General features: G+C 72.1%; 17 protein-coding genes. 9 read left to right on the top strand and 8 right to left on the bottom strand.

Annotation, left to right across the window (positions count from 1 at the left end; translation table 11 throughout):
* Nucleotides 1–270 precede the first annotated feature (270 nt).
* The 3 genes from ACZ4Z3_RS36360 to ACZ4Z3_RS36350 are packed head-to-tail and all read left to right on the top strand — an operon-like array spanning nucleotide 271 to nucleotide 4143.
* Entirely contained in the window at nucleotides 271–963 is a 693-nt protein-coding gene (locus tag ACZ4Z3_RS36360; RefSeq protein ID WP_468505054.1) for a GntR family transcriptional regulator, read from the top strand.
* Nucleotides 960–3437, top strand: coding sequence for a glycosyltransferase (locus ACZ4Z3_RS36355; protein WP_468505053.1), 2478 nt, complete (start codon nucleotides 960–962; stop codon nucleotides 3435–3437). The genes ACZ4Z3_RS36360 and ACZ4Z3_RS36355 overlap by 4 nt, the downstream gene beginning before the upstream one ends.
* A 55-nt stretch (nucleotides 3438–3492) precedes the next feature.
* Entirely contained in the window at nucleotides 3493–4143 is a 651-nt protein-coding gene (locus tag ACZ4Z3_RS36350; RefSeq protein WP_055542634.1) for a hypothetical protein, read from the top strand.
* 47 nt (nucleotides 4144–4190) lie between these two features.
* Here ACZ4Z3_RS36350 and ACZ4Z3_RS36345 read toward each other — a convergent pair whose 3' ends face one another.
* Complete coding sequence (locus ACZ4Z3_RS36345; protein ID WP_468505052.1) at nucleotides 4191–4481, bottom strand: hypothetical protein; 291 nt, start codon at nucleotides 4479–4481, stop codon at nucleotides 4191–4193.
* 496 nt (nucleotides 4482–4977) lie between these two features.
* Nucleotides 4978–6261: an adenylosuccinate synthase gene (locus ACZ4Z3_RS36340; protein ID WP_055539281.1), complete on the bottom strand. Its 1284-nt coding sequence runs from the start codon at nucleotides 6259–6261 to the stop codon at nucleotides 4978–4980.
* A 199-nt stretch (nucleotides 6262–6460) separates the two neighbouring features.
* On the opposite strand from ACZ4Z3_RS36340, the gene ACZ4Z3_RS36335 reads away from it, so the two are divergent.
* Entirely contained in the window at nucleotides 6461–7462 is a 1002-nt protein-coding gene (locus tag ACZ4Z3_RS36335; protein ID WP_468505051.1) for a diacylglycerol kinase catalytic domain-containing protein, read from the top strand.
* A 115-nt stretch (nucleotides 7463–7577) separates the two neighbouring features.
* On the opposite strand, the gene ACZ4Z3_RS36330 is transcribed toward ACZ4Z3_RS36335, so the two are convergent.
* From ACZ4Z3_RS36330 to ACZ4Z3_RS36320, 3 genes are all read right to left on the bottom strand, one after another.
* Entirely contained in the window at nucleotides 7578–7949 is a 372-nt protein-coding gene (locus ACZ4Z3_RS36330) for a peptidase inhibitor family I36 protein (RefSeq protein ID WP_249829209.1), read from the bottom strand.
* A 154-nt stretch (nucleotides 7950–8103) separates the two neighbouring features.
* Nucleotides 8104–8727 (bottom strand): hypothetical protein, encoded by a 624-nt coding sequence (locus ACZ4Z3_RS36325; RefSeq protein WP_468505050.1) that lies wholly within the window; start codon nucleotides 8725–8727, stop codon nucleotides 8104–8106.
* Nucleotides 8724–9164, bottom strand: a complete 441-nt coding sequence (locus tag ACZ4Z3_RS36320) for a hypothetical protein (protein ID WP_468505049.1) — start codon at nucleotides 9162–9164, stop codon at nucleotides 8724–8726. The genes ACZ4Z3_RS36325 and ACZ4Z3_RS36320 overlap by 4 nt, the downstream gene beginning before the upstream one ends.
* A gap of 714 nt (nucleotides 9165–9878) precedes the next feature.
* Between ACZ4Z3_RS36320 and ACZ4Z3_RS36315 the strand changes: the two genes are divergently transcribed.
* Nucleotides 9879–10616, top strand: a complete 738-nt coding sequence (locus tag ACZ4Z3_RS36315) for an SDR family oxidoreductase (RefSeq protein WP_468505048.1) — start codon at nucleotides 9879–9881, stop codon at nucleotides 10614–10616.
* An 86-nt stretch (nucleotides 10617–10702) separates the two neighbouring features.
* Here the strand turns inward: ACZ4Z3_RS36315 and ACZ4Z3_RS36310 are convergent, their stop codons facing one another.
* Nucleotides 10703–11707 (bottom strand): sigma-70 family RNA polymerase sigma factor, encoded by a 1005-nt coding sequence (locus ACZ4Z3_RS36310; RefSeq protein WP_468505047.1) that lies wholly within the window; start codon nucleotides 11705–11707, stop codon nucleotides 10703–10705.
* Nucleotides 11708–12234: 527 nt separating this feature from the next.
* Between ACZ4Z3_RS36310 and ACZ4Z3_RS36305 the strand changes: the two genes are divergently transcribed.
* Nucleotides 12235–12705, top strand: a complete 471-nt coding sequence (locus ACZ4Z3_RS36305; protein ID WP_468505046.1) for a DNA-binding protein — start codon at nucleotides 12235–12237, stop codon at nucleotides 12703–12705.
* Between the two features lie 71 nt (nucleotides 12706–12776).
* Here the strand turns inward: ACZ4Z3_RS36305 and ACZ4Z3_RS36300 are convergent, their stop codons facing one another.
* Nucleotides 12777–13367, bottom strand: a complete 591-nt coding sequence (locus tag ACZ4Z3_RS36300) for a GbsR/MarR family transcriptional regulator (RefSeq protein WP_468505045.1) — start codon at nucleotides 13365–13367, stop codon at nucleotides 12777–12779.
* 124 nt (nucleotides 13368–13491) lie between these two features.
* Between ACZ4Z3_RS36300 and ACZ4Z3_RS36295 the strand changes: the two genes are divergently transcribed.
* From ACZ4Z3_RS36295 to ACZ4Z3_RS36285, 3 genes are all read left to right on the top strand, one after another.
* On the top strand, nucleotides 13492–14430 hold the full coding sequence (locus ACZ4Z3_RS36295) for an ABC transporter ATP-binding protein (protein ID WP_468505044.1): 939 nt from the start codon (nucleotides 13492–13494) through the stop codon (nucleotides 14428–14430).
* Complete coding sequence (locus ACZ4Z3_RS36290) at nucleotides 14427–16100, top strand: ABC transporter permease (RefSeq protein ID WP_468505043.1); 1674 nt, start codon at nucleotides 14427–14429, stop codon at nucleotides 16098–16100. Before ACZ4Z3_RS36295 ends, ACZ4Z3_RS36290 begins: the two co-directional genes overlap by 4 nt.
* 124 nt (nucleotides 16101–16224) lie before the next feature.
* The gene (locus ACZ4Z3_RS36285) at nucleotides 16225–16548 is read left to right on the top strand and encodes a hypothetical protein (RefSeq protein WP_468505042.1); all 324 of its coding nucleotides are present in this window, start codon (nucleotides 16225–16227) and stop codon (nucleotides 16546–16548) included.
* Nucleotides 16549–16615: 67 nt separating this feature from the next.
* Here the strand turns inward: ACZ4Z3_RS36285 and ACZ4Z3_RS36280 are convergent, their stop codons facing one another.
* Complete coding sequence (locus ACZ4Z3_RS36280) at nucleotides 16616–17398, bottom strand: calcium-binding protein (protein ID WP_468505041.1); 783 nt, start codon at nucleotides 17396–17398, stop codon at nucleotides 16616–16618.
* Nucleotides 17399–17476 lie beyond the last annotated feature (78 nt).

Below are 17476 nucleotides of genomic sequence, written 5' to 3'. Positions count from 1 at the left end.
AGGAGTGCCGAAGGGCGTCCGCGGTCCCCCACCCGGGGGCGCCCTTCCGCATGTGCCGCGCCTCCTCCCCCGCCTCCTCTCCGTGAGGAAAAACCGCACGCCAGGTGGCTGATTCGTGTCGGTCGGCGCCCCTACGGCGCGGCCGTCGCGGTGGCGGGCCCGAAACAGCCTCCCCGGAACGCGAACGCGTAAGGTGACGTGCTCGTAAGAGAACGCAGAGACCACGCACAGGAATGCGTACGCGTACGCGGATGGGGGAAGCGGACCACGATGCCCGGCACCGGCACCGGCGGCGGCAATGGCGCCGTGACTCGAAGCACCCTGCGGCAGCAGCTCGCGGACGCGCTCCGTGACGAGGTGCTGGCCGGCCGGCTGAAGCCGGGGCAGGAGTTCACGGTGAAGGAGATCGCCGAGCAGTACGGGGTGTCGGCGACGCCCGTGCGCGAGGCGCTGGTGGACCTGGCCGCGCAGGGACTGCTGGACGCGGTGCAGCACCGCGGTTTCCAGGTGCACGAGTACTCGCTGGGCGACTACCGGCACATGGTCGAGGCCCGCATCCTCATCGGCGACGGCATGTTCCGCAGGCTCGGCGACCGGAAGATGGACACCCGTACCGCGGCGGCGCTCGCCGGGGTCCGGCGGCGCGGCGAGGAGGCCCGGCGGGCCGCGACCGCCGGCGACCTCAACATCCTCATCGGCTACGACCTGCGCTTCTGGCGCGAGCTGATCGTCCTGTTCGGCAACCCCTACCTCTCCGACTTCCTGCACCGGCTGCGCGTGCAGTCCTGGGTGTGCGCGGTGCAGCACCTGCGCCGGGCGGACGACCTCAGGGGCCGGCTGTGGGGCCGCTACACCGACCTCGTCGACGCGCTCACCCGCCGGGACGCGATCACCGCCCAGGAGATCATCGCCGAGTACGACGACCACTCTCTGACCCTCGTGGAACGGCTGGCCGGCGAATGAGCGAGGCCCGCACGGGCGCCGGTCCCCGGGTCGGCGTCGACCTGTCCGTCGTCATCCCCGCCTACAACGAGGAGCGGCGCCTCGGGCCCACCCTCGACGCGATCGTCTCCCACCTCACCGCGACGGAGGCCGCCGAGACCTGGGAGGTCCTCGTCGTCGACGACGGTTCGACGGACGGTACGCGCGAGGTCGTGGCCGCCGTCACCGAGCGCGACGCGCGGGTGCAGCTGATCAGGGGCGGGCCCCGCAACCGGGGCAAGGGCCACGCCCTGCGCCTCGGGGTCTGCGCCTCGTACGGCCGCCGGGTGCTGCTGACGGACGCCGATCTCGCCGCGCCCATCGACGAGTTGGAGCTCCTCGACAAGGCGCTCAGTGAGGGGCACGCGGCGGCGATCGGCTCCCGTGAGGCACCGGGGGCGCGCATCGAGCGGCGGCAGCACCGGCTGCGCGAGAACCTCGGCCGCGCGGGCAACCTGCTGATCCGCGGGCTCGTGGTGCCCGGCATCCGCGACACCCAGTGCGGGTTCAAGCTGTTCGACGGCGAGCGGGCCCGGGAGGCGTTCGCCGCCTCCCGGCTCGACGGGTTCGGGATAGACGTCGAGATACTGCGGCACTTCCGGCGCGCCGACTGGTCCGTCGCCGAGGTGCCGATCCGCTGGTCCCATCAGCCCGGTTCGAAGATCCGCGCCGGGGACTACGCCCACGTCCTCGGTGAACTCCTCTCCCTGAAGGGCCGTTCGCTCCGGGCGGCGGCCCGGTCGCCGCGCCCCGCCGACATCCTCGCCGTCGTCGTCTTCCTGCTGATGGCGGTGACCCTCTACGCCGGCCGCTGGATCGACCCGAACGGCCGCTACCTCCCCGACTCGCTCCAGGACCAGAACCAGTGGGAGTGGTTCTTCGCCGTCACCGCCGACAACGTCGCCCACCTCAGGAACCCCCTGTTCACCGACTTCCAGGGCTTCCCCGACGGGGTGAACCTCATGGCCAACACGGTCATGCTGGGCCTGTCGGTGCCGTTCACCCCGGTGACGCTCGCCCTGGGCCCCGCGGTGACGCTCGGCCTCGTGATGACGCTGGGTCTGGCCGCCACCGCCGCCGCCTGGTACCGGCTGCTCGTCAAGCGGCTCGTACGGCACCGGGGCGCGGCCTTCACGGGTGCGGCCCTCGCCGCGTTCGCGCCCCCGATGGTCAGCCACGCCAACGCGCACCCGAACTTCGTCGTCCTGTTCATGATCCCGCTGATCGTCGACCGGGCCCTCAGGCTCTGCTCCGGCACCCGGACGGTACGGGACGGTGTCGTCCTCGGCCTGATGGCGGCGTACCAGGTCTTCCTCGGCGAGGAGCCCCTCCTGCTCGCCGCGATGGGCATGCTGCTGTTCGCCGCCGCGTACGGGGCCGTACGGCCGGACGTGGCCCGCGTCTCCTGGCGCCCGCTCCTGAAGGGCCTCGGTGTCGCGGCCCTCACCACGCTGCCCCTGGTGGCGTTCTTCCTCTCCTGGCAGTTCTTCGGCCCGCAGAGCTACAAGAGCATCGGCCACGGCGACAACGCCGGGAACAGCCCTCTCGCCCTGCTCTCCTTCGCCGAGCGCTCCCTCCTCGCGGGCGACCCCGAGCGGGCGGACGCGCTCTCCCTCAACCCCACCGAGCAGAACGCCTTCTACGGCTGGCCGCTGGTGCTGCTGGCCCTCGGCATCGTCGTACGCCTGTGGGAGCGCCCCCTGGTGAAGGCGCTCGGCTTCACCGCGGTCGCCGCCGCCGTCCTCTCCCTCGGCCCCGAGATCCGCCTCCCGCAGACCGACCTCGTCCTGCCCGGCCCGTGGGCGCTGCTCGCGGACCGGCCGCTGTTCGAGTCGGTCATCGAGGGCCGGGTGGCGATGATCTGCGCGCCGGTGCTCGGGATGCTGCTGGCGCTCGCGTTCGAACGGCTGGCGGAGGTGCCGGGCCTCGGCACCCGCTACGTGGGGTTCCTCGCGATCACCCTGGCGCTGCTGCCGATCGTCCCGGCCCCGCTGAAGTCGCAGGACCGGCCCGAGGTGCCGTCGTTCATCGCGGACGGCACCTGGCGGACGTACGTCGACACCGGGGCCGGCGAGACGCTCGTGCCCGTGCCGCTGCCGGACCCCGGCAACGCGGAGGCGCTGCACTGGCAGACCACGGCCCGCTTCGGCTTCCGGATGCCCGGCGGCTACTTCAACGGCCCCTACGGCGAGGACCGCGCCGGGATCTACGGCGCCGTACCTCGCCACACGTCCGCCCTGCTGCGGGACGTGCGCTACACCGGCCGCACCCCGGTGATCGGGGAGGCCTGGCAGGCGCAGGCCCGCAAGGACTTCGCGTACTGGCACGCGGGGGCGCTGGTCCTCCGGCCGCAGTACTACGACAAGCAGTTGCGCGCCACCGTGGACAAGCTCGTCGGGCGTCCCGGTAAGTGGGTGGGCGGTGTGTGGGTATGGGACCTGCACGAAGGGGACTGAAGGCGGCGTTCAGCGACTACGCTTCTTCCCCGCCCACACTGTGAGGAGTGCTCCTTTGGCCTGTGACCTCTGGTTGGTCCCGCTCGTCGACGTGCTCTGCCACACGCCCGACAACCCCTTCGCCGAGGAACTCGCGCTCTACAACCAGGTGCTGGGCGAGGCAGGACTGCCCCCGGTGCCGGTGTACCAGTACATGCCCGGGCTGACCGGGGAGGTCGCCCCGATCGCGGGCTTCGACTACGACGCGCTGCACTTCCTGCGCCGGGCCTACCTGTTGCAGGTGTGCGGGCTGCCGGTGACGCCGGTGGGTGAGCTGGGCGGCGACTACGAGCAGCTGCTGGAGATGTTCGAGACGACGGCCCAGCAGTCGCACCTCGTCTGGCACTACGACCACGCGGGCGCGTACGTCCCCGTGGATTTCCCGCACCCGCTGGCCAACGACGAACTCCTCGCCGGCAACGGCCCTCTCGGCTCCTCCCAGGGCCTGCTGCGCGAACTGGAGATCGTGGCCCCGGCGATCGGGATCGACCCCGCGAACCCGCCGCTGGCCCCGGCCCCGCCGCTCGCGCCGACGTCGTTGGAGGAACCGGCCGCTCCCGCGCCGTTCGACTCCAGCCCCTTCGCCCGTGAACGCCACGTCTGGCTGGGGCTGAATGCGGCGGCGACCCGCAGCCTGGCCCAGGGCTCGATGATCATCTTCAGCTGAGGGGCGGCGGTCGCGGAGGCGGCGAGGGGCGGGTGGTGGACGTCGCCTCAGCTCAGTTTGGCGAGGCCCGTCTGCAGGTCGTCGAAGTTCATGACCGGCGTGTAGTCGACGCTGGCGCCCATGTCCATGAACAGCGGCTCGGCGATCGAGGGCATGTCGGAGGAGTCCGTCATGTCGAAGAACAGGTACATGGTGCGCTGTCCGTGATCGACGGTGAAGTAAGTGGCCTCCGGCCTGGTGCGCTCCATGAGCGCCTCCATCATCTGGGGCAGCTTGCCGCTCCGCAGCATCTCGCTCGACCGCTGGGTGTCGAAAGACGCCTTCAGCAACACACGCATGGCAGTCTCCTCTCCGCCCCCCTGAGAACTCCCGGCCACCAGCCCCCTCTTCCACCCCGTGGACCACACCGGGCACAACTTCAGGATATGCCCGCCAGGCGAACAATGTCCGATGGAAGAGTCCGTCCGAAGCCGCGCGGGACGCGGACGCCCCGTACGCGGGCACCGCCGACCCGCACGGCACGACATGGACCACGTGGGGCGGGTATTCCCGGGCGGCTGTGGCTTGGCCTGTCTCTCGTGTGGCGCTGTCGTTCGGGGGGTGCCGGCTGCGGTCGATGCTGGCTTCGGCGCGGACCTCGGCCGCCGAGGGGGACACCACCGTCGCACGCGCCCGGCCACCGTCAGGACGTCTTCTACCTCATGGGCCGCGCCACCCTGGCCCTCGACCTCGCCCACCCCGCCGCGGCCCACATAGGTGACGGGGCGGCCGGCTCGTGTCGAGTCGGCCGCCCCGTCGGTCAAGCAGTGGGTCTGTTAGGGATCCGCGCGGGCGCTAGATGAACGAGTTGATCTCGATCGTCTCGTCGCGGCCCGGGCCCACACCGATGGCGGAGATGGGCGCGCCGGACATCTCCTCCAGGGCCTTGACGTAGTTCTGCGCGTTCTTCGGCAGGTCGGAGAAGGACTTCGCCTTGGTGATGTCCTCGGACCAGCCCGGCAGGGTCTCGTAGACCGGCTTGGCGTGGTGGAAGTCGGTCTGCGAGTACGGCAGCTCCTCGACGCGCTTGCCGTCGATCTCGTAGGCCACGCAGACCGGGATCTGCTCCCAGCCGGTGAGGACGTCGAGCTTGGTGAGGAAGAAGTCCGTCAGACCGTTCACACGGGTCGCGTACCGGGCGATGACCGCGTCGAACCAGCCGCAGCGGCGGTCACGGCCGGTGGTGACGCCCCGCTCGTGGCCGATGCGGCGCAGGGCCTCGCCGTCCTCGTCGAACAGCTCCGTCGGGAACGGGCCGGCGCCGACACGGGTCGTGTACGCCTTGAGGATGCCGATGACGCGGCTGATCTTCGTGGGGCCGACGCCCGCACCCGTGCAGGCACCGCCGGCGGTCGGGTTCGAGGAGGTCACGAAGGGGTACGTGCCGTGGTCGATGTCCAGGAGCGTGCCCTGGCCGCCCTCGAAGAGGACCACCTTGTCGTCGTCGAGGGCCTGGTTGAGGACCAGGACCGTGTCGGCGACGTACGGGGCGAGCTTGTCGGCGTAGCCCAGCAGTTCCTCGACGACCTGCTCGACGGCGATGGCGCGCCGGTTGTAGAGCTTGGTCAGGATCTGGTTCTTGACGTCGAGGGCCGCCTCGACCTTCTGCGTCAGGATCGACTCGTCGTACAGGTCCTGCACCCGGATGCCCACACGGTTGATCTTGTCCGCGTAGGTGGGGCCGATGCCCCGCCCCGTCGTGCCGATCTTGCGCTTGCCGAGGAAGCGCTCGGTGACCTTGTCGACCGTCACGTTGTAAGGCGTGATGATGTGAGCGTTGCCGCTGATCAGGAGCTTGGACGTGTCGACGCCGCGCTCGTTCAGACCGCTCAGCTCGGAGAGCAGGACCGACGGGTCGACGACGACGCCGTTGCCGATGACCGGAGTGCACTCCGGAGTGAGGATGCCGGAGGGGAGAAGGTGGAGGGCATACTTCTGGTCGCCGACGACGACCGTGTGGCCGGCGTTGTTGCCGCCCTGATAGCGGACCACGTAGTCGACGGATCCGCCGAGCAGGTCGGTGGCCTTCCCTTTACCCTCGTCACCCCACTGAGCACCGAGCAGCACAAGTGCGGGCACGCGCGTACACCCCTTCCGGGCGGGGCATGTCCAAGGTCGGGGGCGTACGCGGTGGCTTGAATGCTCACCGCGTGCACCGCGACCGCTGTTGGTCGCACACTGTGGACCCGGATGCCCCGGAATAGACGAAGCCCCTGGCGCAATAGCGCAAGGGGCTCTTGCACAAAGATGCTACCCGAGGAAGCGAGGCAGGACCGAGGTGGCAACTGGCGACCAGCTCCTCGTGGTCATCGACCCCCTCGCCCGTCACACGGACGGTGAGGCGGTAAGGATCGCGAAAGACGTGCTCAGCGCGGGTGCGGCGAGTACGAAAGTGTGCCTTCCGGAAGGGCCCGAGGAATTCGCTCGGGTGCTGGCGCGGCGGGGTTCCCGGCGGCCGGTGGTGGTCGGGGACGACCGTGCGCTGCTGCGCGCGGTGGCCCTTCTGCACCGGCAGCGGGAGCTGACGGCGTGCGCGTTGGCCATGGTTCCGGTGGGGCCGTCGCTGGGCCTGGCCCGGTCGCTGGGCGTGCCGACCGGTGCCGTGGCCGCCGCGCGGGCCGCCCTCGACGGGGTCGAACGACGGCTGGATCTGCTCGTCGACGACAGCGACGGGGTGGTGCTCGGCACCCTGCGGATCCCGGCGCCCGCGGGGGCGACCGCCCTCGACGCGGAGGCCGACGCGGACGCGGAGACGTCGGCCGAAGCGGAGGGCGAGGGCGAGGGCGACGGCGACACGTCGGGAACCGGGGCCGGGTCCGGCTTCGGCTCTGGCGCGCGGGCCGGTGTCGGGGCGGGGGGTGGCTCCTCCGGGCATCAGTCGTGGTTGCGGAACTGGCCGCAGTCCCTGGTGCGGACGTTGTCCGCGCATCCGCCCCGCATCAGGCGGGTCGCGCGGCCCGCCCGGATACGGGTCGCCTCCCCGGCCTCGGTCGGGCCCTCCCGGCTGCGGGTGGAGGTGGACGGGGTGACACTCGTCGACCTCGACCAGCCGGTGCAGGCGGTGTCGATCGCCCCCGGCACGGACGGCGGCGCGGACGTCGAGGTCAGGCCGGTGTCCGTGGGCGCCGAGGCCGCGCCGCTGCGGGCGGTGGGGCAGCGCGTGACGGTGTCCGGCGCGGACTTCCGCTACCGGGCGGACTCCCTGGTGGTGGCCGGACCGGTACGGACCCGGACGTGGACGGTGCGCGAAGGGGCGTGGGGGCTGACGTTGCCGGGGTGAGCGCGGCGGTCGAGGTGAGCGGCTTGCGGGGAGGGCGCCCGGCGGTGGTCGGGCGCCCTCGTTCATGTGGTCCGCGGCCGGTCGCCGGTGCGCGGGGTCCGGCCCGGAGGTGGCGTCAGCAGCCGGCGGCCCACGTGTGGGAGTCACCGTCGTCGTTGGCGGCGCCGTTGTAGCCGACCTCCTGGCCGGGGGTGAGGCAGATGGTCATGTGGCCGCCGAGGTTGCCGCTGGAGTAGACCTTGACGTGGTCCTTGATGCCGGCGCCGGAGATTCCGTGGTTGGCCCAGGAGGAGTCCTCGTCGGCGATGTTGCTCTCCCACCAGTGGTCGTCGCCCGGCCACTCGATCTTCATGCCGGAGAAGTTGGCGTCGGTCCACACGCAGAAGTTGCCGCTGCCGCAGGCGGCCGCCTGCGCGGAGCCCGAGGCGGTGAGGACGACTCCGGCGGACAGCAGCGCGGCGGAGAGCAGAGCGGTACAGCGCTTCATGGTCGAACGGGTCACGGTCGAACGGGTCACGGTCGAGCGAGTCACGGTGGTACGGGTCCTTTCGGTGGGGGGTTTTCTTCTCGATGGGGGGTTTTCTTCTCGGTGGAGGGTTTTCTTCTCGGCGGGGGTCGGTTCTTCTCGGTGGCGCGCCGGATCAGGACGACGTGTGGTCGTTCCGGCGCTGGAGCAGGGCTTCGGCCTCGGTGAGGGCGCGGGTCCGCAGCCGCCGCCAGTCGGCGAGTTCGGCGCCGCGGTCGGCGCGGACCTCGGCGAGCGTGCGGTCGCTGTGGGCGGCCTCGGGCCTGAGGTTGTTGACGATCGTCGACGTACGGAACCAGCGGCGCTGGTCGCCGTAGAGCCGTCGCTGGGCGGCGGCGAGACAGCCGTCGGTGTGGGCGCGGACGACGTACCCGGTGGGCAGCCGCAGCGACAGCTCGGTACGGCCCGCGCCGAACATCGCCTCGGCGACCCGCTCCCGCTCGGCGTCCGGCGGCGGACTCCCTCCCGGCCGCGGGGGTGTGAGCCCCTGCCGGACGAGGCAGTCGTCGGTGAGCCGCTGGGTCGCCGCCTTGATGACGTCGTCGGGCGACATCCGGGACGGCGCCGGGGCGGCCGTACAGCCGGTGAGGACCGCCCCGCCGAGGAGGAGCAGCCCGCACCCCAGCAGGCCGACGGCGACCGGCCCGCCGCGACGGGCCGGCCCGGTCGAAGGCCGGGACGGGGGCGAGAGCGTGGGTGGCGTGGGCGTGGGAGACGGCGTGCTCGGGGGCGTGGTCAACCCGCCTCGCACCCCATCTTCGTGTCGCTGACGCCGTCGAACTTGGTCGCCCAGTCGCTCCAGTCGTCGTCGTAGTCGTCGGGGCGGATCTCGCGGTAGAGGCAGCCGCCGCCGGCGCGGAAGTGGATGGCGTAGACGCTGACCTGGGCGTGGGAGTCGAAGGAGTAGGCGTGGCGCTTCACGCGGGGCTCGGCCTCGCGGTAGCCGGGAGGCGCGTAGTCCCAGGCGCCGCCGGGGCCCATCTGGCCGCGCTCGGCCCAGAAGTACACATGGCCGGGCGGGACGGCGGCGGGGGCGGTGGGCGCGGCCGGGACGGCGGGGGCCGCGGACGCGAGAAGCGCGGCGAGGGCGGCGGCCGGGACGGCGAGACGGCGGCTGAGGCGGAGGGAGGGACCTCCGGCGAGGCGGCGGGCGGGACGGCTCGTGGGACGGCTCATGCGGTGATTCCCCGTGGCTGGCGTTGACGTGGTCGGACGCGGTCGGCCGGAGCCGACGCGGTGACCTTCCCAGCCTTTGTGCCGGTATGCGAGGTATCACCCGATCAGGGGCCCTATGAATTCGGGGAGTTGACGTCTCGCGGAAGGCTCAAGTGTTCCTCTGAAGTGGCCGGGAGCGGGGTTGCGGGGCCCCGCCGCCGGTGACACTGCCGGCAGACGGGGTGTCTGGCGGGCGGGGCGCACCGGGTCGCCGACAGCGCCGTGATCACGCTGGCCGAGCGCGGCCTGCTCACGGTGCGGGGCACACGCGTCGTGTTCGAGGGACCCGTCGTGCTCCCCCGTGGGCCGGTCCGGCGCGGCATCGCCGGGGTCCAGCCGATCCCGTCCGGCCTGGGCAGGGCACTGATCCGCATGGGCAAGGCCCTGGACAACGACTACGGCCACGGGACCGGTTCTGACTCCGGCTCCGGCTCCGACTGGGGTTCGGGGTCGGACAGCGGCTCGGGGGTGGGTTCGATTGCGGCGGTGGGGGTGGCGGGGGCGGGGGCGACTGAAACGCTGTCTGGGCAGTCCTGGCGAGCGATCACGGACCGGCTGTCACAGACCCGTGCGTTGACTGGTCCTTCTCGTGTGCGCCTCCCGATCGGGCGGCGCACCGGGTGCGGCGGAGGGTGCCGGGTCCGTCGGGAAGCGTGTGAGTGAACGGAGACAGTGATGAAGATCGTGGTCGTCGGTGGTACCGGGCTCATCGGCTCGCAGGTGGTCGCGCTCGTGCGCGAGAAGGGTCACGAGGCCGTGGTCGCCGCTCCTTCCACGGGCGTCGACACTCTCACCGGGGAGGGCCTCGCGGAGGCGGTGAAGGGCGCGGACGTGGTCGTGGACGTGTCGAACTCCCCCTCGTTCGAGGCGGAGGCGGCGCTGGACTTCTTCACGCGCGCCGGGCGCAACCTGGTCGCGGCCGAGAAGGAGGCCGGTGTCGGCCACCACGTCGTCCTCTCCATCGTCGGCGTCGACCAGGTGCCCGACTACGGCTACTACCTGGCCAAGGTCGCCCAGGAGAACGCGGTGCGTGACGGCGGGGTGCCGTACAGCGTCGTGCGGGCCACCCAGTTCTTCGAGTTCATCGCCCCGGTGATGGACATGTCCACCCAGGGCACGGAGGTGCGGCTGTCGTCCACGCGGCTGCGGCCGATCGCGTCCGCCGAGGTCGCGGCGGCCGTCGCCGAGGCGGCGCTCGGCGCACCGTCGAACGGGGTCCGTGACATCGCGGGCCCCGAGATCCTGCCGCTCGCCCGGCTCGCCGAGATCACGCTGGCGGCGAAGCCGGACGGCCGTACGGTCGTCACCGACGAGACCGCCGGTCTCTTCGCGAGCATGCCGGACGTCCTCACGGGCGACGACACCGCGCACCTGGCGAGCACCCGCTACGAGGACTGGCTGAAGCAGCGCTGATCAGGAACTGGCTCAAGGAGCGCTGACCAGGCACTCGCTCAAGCAGCGCTGACCAGGGGCTCCCGGGGCCCGGGCGGGCCGTTCCGCTACGTCCGGCCGCACGCGACCCGGTGGGCCGAGCGCTCGTACGCCCGTAGCTTGGCCGGGGTCAGGATCCAGTAGAGCCCGTCGATGCCGTCCGGGCCCACCGTGGCGCTCACCAGGGCCACGGTGGCGCCGTCCCTGACGAGCCGCAGGCTGGGCCGGCCGTTGGCCTCGACCACGTCGTACTCGGCGCCCGGGAAGAACTTCCTGGCGAAGGCGCTGATCCTGGCCACCCGCCCGGCGCCCGTGACCTCCAGACGGGCCACACCGCGCATGCCGTTGCCGTCGGCGTAGGCGACGACGTCGGCGGAGAGCACTCCTTCGAGCGCGGCGACGTCACCGTGGCGTGCCGCCGCGACGAACGCTTCCAGCAGCCGCCGGTGTTCCGCCGTGCCGACGGGGTCGCGGCGCTCGGCGGACAGCCGTTTGCGGGCCCGGCTGACGATCTGCCGGGTGTTGGCCTGGGTCACCTGGAGCATGTCGGCGATGTCGTCGTACGGGTAGTCGAAGGCCTCCCGCAGGACGTAGGCCGCCCGCTCCACCGGGTTGAGCTTCTGCAGGACGAGCAGCACGGCCAGTTCCACCGCCTCGCCGCGCTCCGCGCCGACCTGCGGATCCACGCTGGTGTCCACGGGCTCCGGCAACCAGGGCCCGACGTACGCCTCGCGGCGGACCCGCGCCGACTGCGCCACGTTGATCGCGAGCCGCGTCGTCGCCTTGGCCAGGAACGCGCCGGGGTCCAGCACGGCGGCACGGTCGGCCCCCTGCCACCGCACCCACGCCTCCTGCACGACGTCCTCGGCCTCGGACACGCTCCCCAGCACCCGGTACGCGATCCCGAACAGCCGCGAGCGCAGGCGCTCGAACACCTCGGCCGCCTCGTCCAGCGAACCGCCGGGGGCGGTGAGGGCGGGGGCGACTGCCCCCGGCTGTCGCCCCCCGTCCGGTACTCCTCCGGGCCGTGACCGTCGCTCGTCCATGCCGCCGATGCCTCCGGAATCGATCACCACCACCCCCTCGCCGGATCCTACGGCGGCCGCGCGGAGCGGTCGGCACGTCCACGGGGCCCCGGGCAGGGCGTTTCGGCCACGCCGCCGCGCAGGGTCAGGTGGGGAGGAAGTCCGGCCACCACGGGGGACGTTGCCCGGGCAGAGGGGCGCGGGGTACGCGTCCGGGATGCCCAGCCAGGTCACGAGAAACCACGTGAACCACAGCGTGAACAGCCCCCACGGCCGGCGCCGCCCCTCGGTGACGGCGTCCGAGCGTGCCGTGCAGAACGAGCCAGGGGACCGCCGCGGCGACCCAGATGACCGGGGCGAGGAAGAACAGCGTGATGCCCTTCCCGCAGCGCCGACGTCGCATGCGGCCCATGCCCTCCCGATGGCGACGACCGACACCACCGTGGTCCCGCCATTACCCCTGCCGTAGACGCGGAGAGCAGCGACGGGCGCGGCCCTTGACCGGCGACCCCGCCCTTCCCAGGGGTCGGCAATAAAATGTTGACAACGAATCGTTTGCATCCGAGGCTGTACGCATGACCTCGAAGCCCTCGGATGCGTCGACGCCGCCCCAGGACCCCTCCGACCCGTTCACGCCCCCGAGCGCCGACGAGGCGCGGGCGCAGCGGACGTACACCTCCTTGTTCCGTATCGCCGAGCGGCACGCGGCCACGGACGGGCAGCGCCGTCGGCAGGCGCACCCGCACGTGCTGGGCCCGCACGAGGCCGTGCGGCTGGTGTCGTTCCTGCTCAGTGGCGCCGCGCTGCTGGAGGACGGGGAACCGGAGGTCGACCGGGCGGACATCACCGCCGCGCTGAGCCTCGTCCCGCTGGCCCGCGCGGAGATGGACGAGTTGGAGGTCGGACTTCTGGAGATGGCCCGGGGCCGGGGCATGACCTGGCCGGAGATCGCGTTCGGGCTGGGCCTCCAGACCCCGCAGGCCGCCCGCCAGCGCTACGAACGCCTGGCGAGCCGTACGGAAAGGCCCGCCGAATCCGTCGAGTAGCGGAGAGCGTCGGGCACCGGGCACCGCAACCGGGCGCCGGGAGCCGGGAGCGGGCACAGGGGCCTCCGGAGTCAGTCCCCGCCGAACAGCTGGTCGCGGTGGATGCGCCAGCGGGCCATCATCGCCTCCACCTCCACCTCGACGAACTCGAAGAACGCGAGGGTCTCGCCGAGGCGGCGCCCCGCCGGGCTGTCGGCGCCGAGGCTCGCGACGCCCTCGCGCAACGCGTCCTCCCACCGCTTCATGATCGCCTCACGGTTGGTGAGGGCCTCGTACCACTGGTCGCTGTGGACGCGGTAGCGCTCACGCCGTGAACCGGGCTCACGCTCGCGTGACACCAGGTGCACCTGGGCCAGGTAGCGGACGGCGCCCGACACGGCGGCGGGGCTGATCCGCAGCTGTTCGCCCAGCTGGGCGGAGGTCAGCGCGCCGGTGTCGGAGGCGAGGAGCGCGGCGAAGACCCGGGCCGGCATCCGCGGCATCCCGGCCTCGACGAGCTGCGCCGCGAAGTGCTCGACGAAACGCGAGACCGCCTCGGGGTCCCGCCCCGCGCCCTCCTCGGACTCGGCACCGAGCCCGGCCCTGATCGTGCCCTCGGACTCGGCCTCAAGCTCGGCTTCGGCCTCGGGCTCAGTCTCGGAGCCGGACTTCGATTCCGCCATCTCTGGATCATCTCCCCTGGTCAGGCGCCCCAGTCACACCGCAGCCCCCTACCGATCAGTCTACTGTCGATTCATACGCTTCCTTAACTTCACAAATTTCTGAAGTAAGCGTACGTTCTGAAGCATGACGAAGGCCAACCCAGCCATCGAGGTCTCCGGACTCCACAAGTCCTTCGGACGGACCCACGCGCTCGCCGGACTCGACCTGACCGTCGCGTCCGGCGAGGTCCACGGCTTCCTCGGTCCCAACGGCGCCGGCAAGTCCACCGCCATCCGCGTCCTCCTCGGCCTGCTCCGCGCCGACGCCGGGGCCACCCGGATCCTCGGCCGCGACCCGTGGAAGGACGCGGTGGAGGTGCACCGCCGCATCGCGTACGTACCCGGCGACGTCACCCTCTGGCGGAACCTGTCCGGCGGCGAGGTGATCGACCTCTACGGCCGTCTGCGCGGAGGCCTCGACGCCGGCCGCCGGGCCGACCTGATCGAACGCTTCGAGCTGGACCCGACGAAGAAGGGCCGCACCTACTCGAAGGGCAACCGCCAGAAGGTCGCCCTCGTCGCCGCGTTCGCCTCCGACGTCGACCTGCTCATCCTCGACGAACCGACCTCCGGCCTCGACCCGCTGATGGAGGAGGTCTTCCAGCACTGCGTCCGCGAGGAACGCGGCCGGGGCCGCACCGTCCTGCTGTCGTCCCACATCCTCAGCGAGGTCGAGGAGTTGTGCGACCGGGTGAGCATCATCCGCAAGGGCGTCACCGTCGAGAGCGGCTCCCTGGCCGACCTGCGCCATCTGACCCGTACGGCCGTCGCCGCCGAACTCGCCTCCCCGCCGGGCGACCTGTCCCGCCTCCCCGGCGTCCACGATCTCGACGTCCAGGGCAACCGGGTCCGCCTCCAGGTCGACACCAGCGAACTCGACGCCGTCCTGCGCTCCCTGACCGAGTCGGGCGTACGGTCCCTCACCTCGACCCCGCCCACGCTGGAGGAACTGTTCCTGCGGCACTACCAGGACGTCCGGGGCGACGCCGCCGCCCGCTCACCGGAGAGGACGGCCGCGCGATGACCGCCGTCGACAACGCCTCCGCGTCCGCGCCCTCGCCATCGGGGTCGTCCTCGTCCTCGTCCACGTCCACGTCCGCGTTCGCCGTGCGGTCCGGTGCGGGACGCCAACTGGCCGGTACGGGCATCCTGTTGCGGTTCGCCCTACGGCGGGACCGGGTGATGGTGCCGGTCTGGGTCGCGGTGACGGGACTGATGGTCCTCTCCATGCCGAACAGCCTGCGCAGCCTGTACGGTACCGCCGCCGAACGCGCCGACCTGATGCGCCAGATGACCACCAACTCGTCGCTGCGCGCCCTGGTCGGGCCGGTGTTCGATGACTCCCTCGGCGCCCTGACCGCATGGCGCGTCGGCGTCTACGCCGGTGCCCTCGCCGCCGTGATGAGCCTCCTCGTCGTCATCCGCCACACCCGCGACGAGGAGGAGAGCGGCCGTCTGGAGGTGGTCGTGTCGGGGACGGTGGGGCGCCGGGCGCCGTTGACGGCGGCGCTGCTCATGGCGGCGCTCGCGAACGGCGCGCTGGCGCTGCTGGTCGCGGCCGGGCTCGCCGGGCAGGGCGCGGCGGGCGCGCTCGCCTTCGGGCTGGGGATCGCGGGCGTCGGGATGGTGTTCGCGACGATGGCCGCGGTGGTCGCTCAGCTGACGGAGAGCGCGCGGCTGGCGCGAGGGCTGACGGCGGGGATGCTGGGGGCGGCGTTCGCGCTGCGGGCGGCGGGCGACGCGTCCGCGAACGAAGGTTCGTCTTTTTTGACGTGGTCGTCACCGCTGGGGTGGCTCGAAAACGAGCGTTCGTTCGCGCATGAGCGCTGGTGGGTGCTGTTGCTGTTCGTCGGGGCCGCCCTGGTCCAGGGCGTGGTGGCCTACGCGCTCGCCGGGCGCCGGGACGTCGGCATGAGCTTCCTGTCGACCCGGCCGGGACCGGCGACGGGCCGCCTGGCGACGGCGGGCGCGCTGGCCTGGCGCTTGCAGCGGGGCAGCGTGCTCGGCTGGAGCATCGGGTTCTTCCTCGCCGGGCTGGTCTACGGCGGGCTGACCGAGGGCGCGGCCGACCTGGTCGCCGACAACGAGGGCGCCCGCCAGATCTTCGAACGCATGGGCGGCCGGTCCGGGCTCACGGACGCGTTCCTCGCGTCGATGATCGGCATGCTCGGGCTGATCGCCGCGCTCTACATCGTCGGTGCCGTCCTGCGGCTGCACAGCGAGGAGACCTCGGGCCGGGCCGAGCCCCTCCTCGCCAACGCCGTGGGCCGGCTGCGGTGGGCCGCCGGCCACCTGACCGTCGCCTTCGCCGGCTCCGTGTGGATCTTGCTGCTCGCCGGCCTGGGCTTCGCCCTCGGCTACGGCAAGGAGTTCGGCCCCATCCTGGGCGCCTGCCTCGTCCAGGTCGCCGGGGTGTGGGTCATCGGCGGTGTCGCCGTCCTCGTGCACGGCCTCGCCCCCCGGGCGGCCATGGCGGCGTGGGGCGTCGCCGGCGCCGTCCTCCTGATCGGCTGGATCGGCCCGGCGCTCGACGCCCCCCAGGCCGTCCTCGACCTCTCCCCCTTCGGCCACCTGCCGAAGCTGCCGGGCGGAGACATGGATGGGGGCCCGGTACTGACCCTGATCGGGCTCGCGGTCGCCCTGGTGACGGCGGGCCTGGCGGGCCTGCGACGCCGGGACGTCGTCATGAGCTGACGCCGGACACCGGGCGGCGGGCGGCGAGCACCAGGGCCGTCGGCGGTGCGGCGAGGGCCGGGGCGGTCGGGTCGGAGGAGCAGGCCGCGAGAACCGTGGAGGAGAGGGCCGCGTCCCTGTCCTCATGGAGGGGCCGGAGGCGCGGGACGGGGTGGACGGGCTGGACGAAGCGGGCGGGCGGGGGAGGCGGTCCGATCGGCAGAGCGCGCTGGCGTGCGCGGGGTGCGCGGGGTGGGCGCTGTCGGCGGTGGGGGCGACCGCAGCCTCACTCGCGTGGGCGTCCTCGTCCCGGACCCGGCGCCACATGGGCGGCGGTTTCGAGGGCGAGGGCACCGACTACACCGTCCTCGTCACCGAACTCCCCCTGGTGGCCGCGGCCGGAGCCACGCCCGCCCTCCTCGGCCTGCTGATCGGGCTGCTGCTGAACCGACGACGTCGACGGTCTTGAGCAGACCACGAACGTTCGCGAGGAGCTGTGTGGACGAGGGCGGAGACAGGTCGGAGACGGTGGTCGGCTACAGCACGTCGACGTAGTCGCCGGTCGCCTTCACGGCGGGAGTGGTGGAGGAACCGGCGAAGTACCAGCGCCAGTAACCGTCCGTGGACGCGGTGACCGTGGTCGCCAGAGCACCCGTGCCGGAGGTGTACACAGTCTTGACGGTGCTGTACGTGGTCGTGCCGGCCTTGCGGAACTGCAGCTTGACGGGCTGGTTGGTGTAGCCGCGGTAGTCGAGCGTGTCCCAGTTGGCGCGGGTCAGCGTGCCGGTGACGTTGAGGGTCTTGCCCTTGGTGACCGGCTCCGGGCTCGCGTTCGCGGACAGCTTGGCGTGCCGCTGCAGCCGGGTCGTGGTGTACGCGTCCCGTACCGTCCAGCTGCCGTCGTTGGCCGAGACCGTGACCCAGACCTTCCAGGTGCCGGCGTCGGCGTTGGTGACCCACCAGTCCGGTTCGAAGGTGAACGTCTTCGAGCAGGTGGAGGTGGTGGCGCTGGAGGCCGAGACGACGCAGTCCGCGGGCGTGGTGTCCTCGTTGGGCGTGATGTAGCCGTCGGGGTCGTCGGGGTCGGCCCCGCGCCACAGATGGAAATCGGCGTCCCAGATCCCCGAGGGGTCGGTGGCGGTCACCGAGACGGTGACCGTCCTGTCGGCGGTGTCGATCACGATGTCCTTGCCGCTGCTGAAGGCGACCTTCGTGATCTGGATGTCGCCGACTATCTCGTCCGCGGACGCGGACGGGCCGGTGACGCCGCCCAGCACGGTGGCGGCGACGAGCCCGGCGAAAAGCGCGTGCTTGCGCATGCATCTCCCTAGCGAGTGACGATCCGACCCCTGCCGGCGTGTACAAGCCCTATGAGCCCCGGGTGCCCTGCGAGCGCG

Source organism: Streptomyces sp. NPDC030296, from assembly GCF_055572815.1.
Note: the sequence above shows the minus strand (reverse complement) of the source record. Positions and strands in the feature narration are given on the sequence as shown.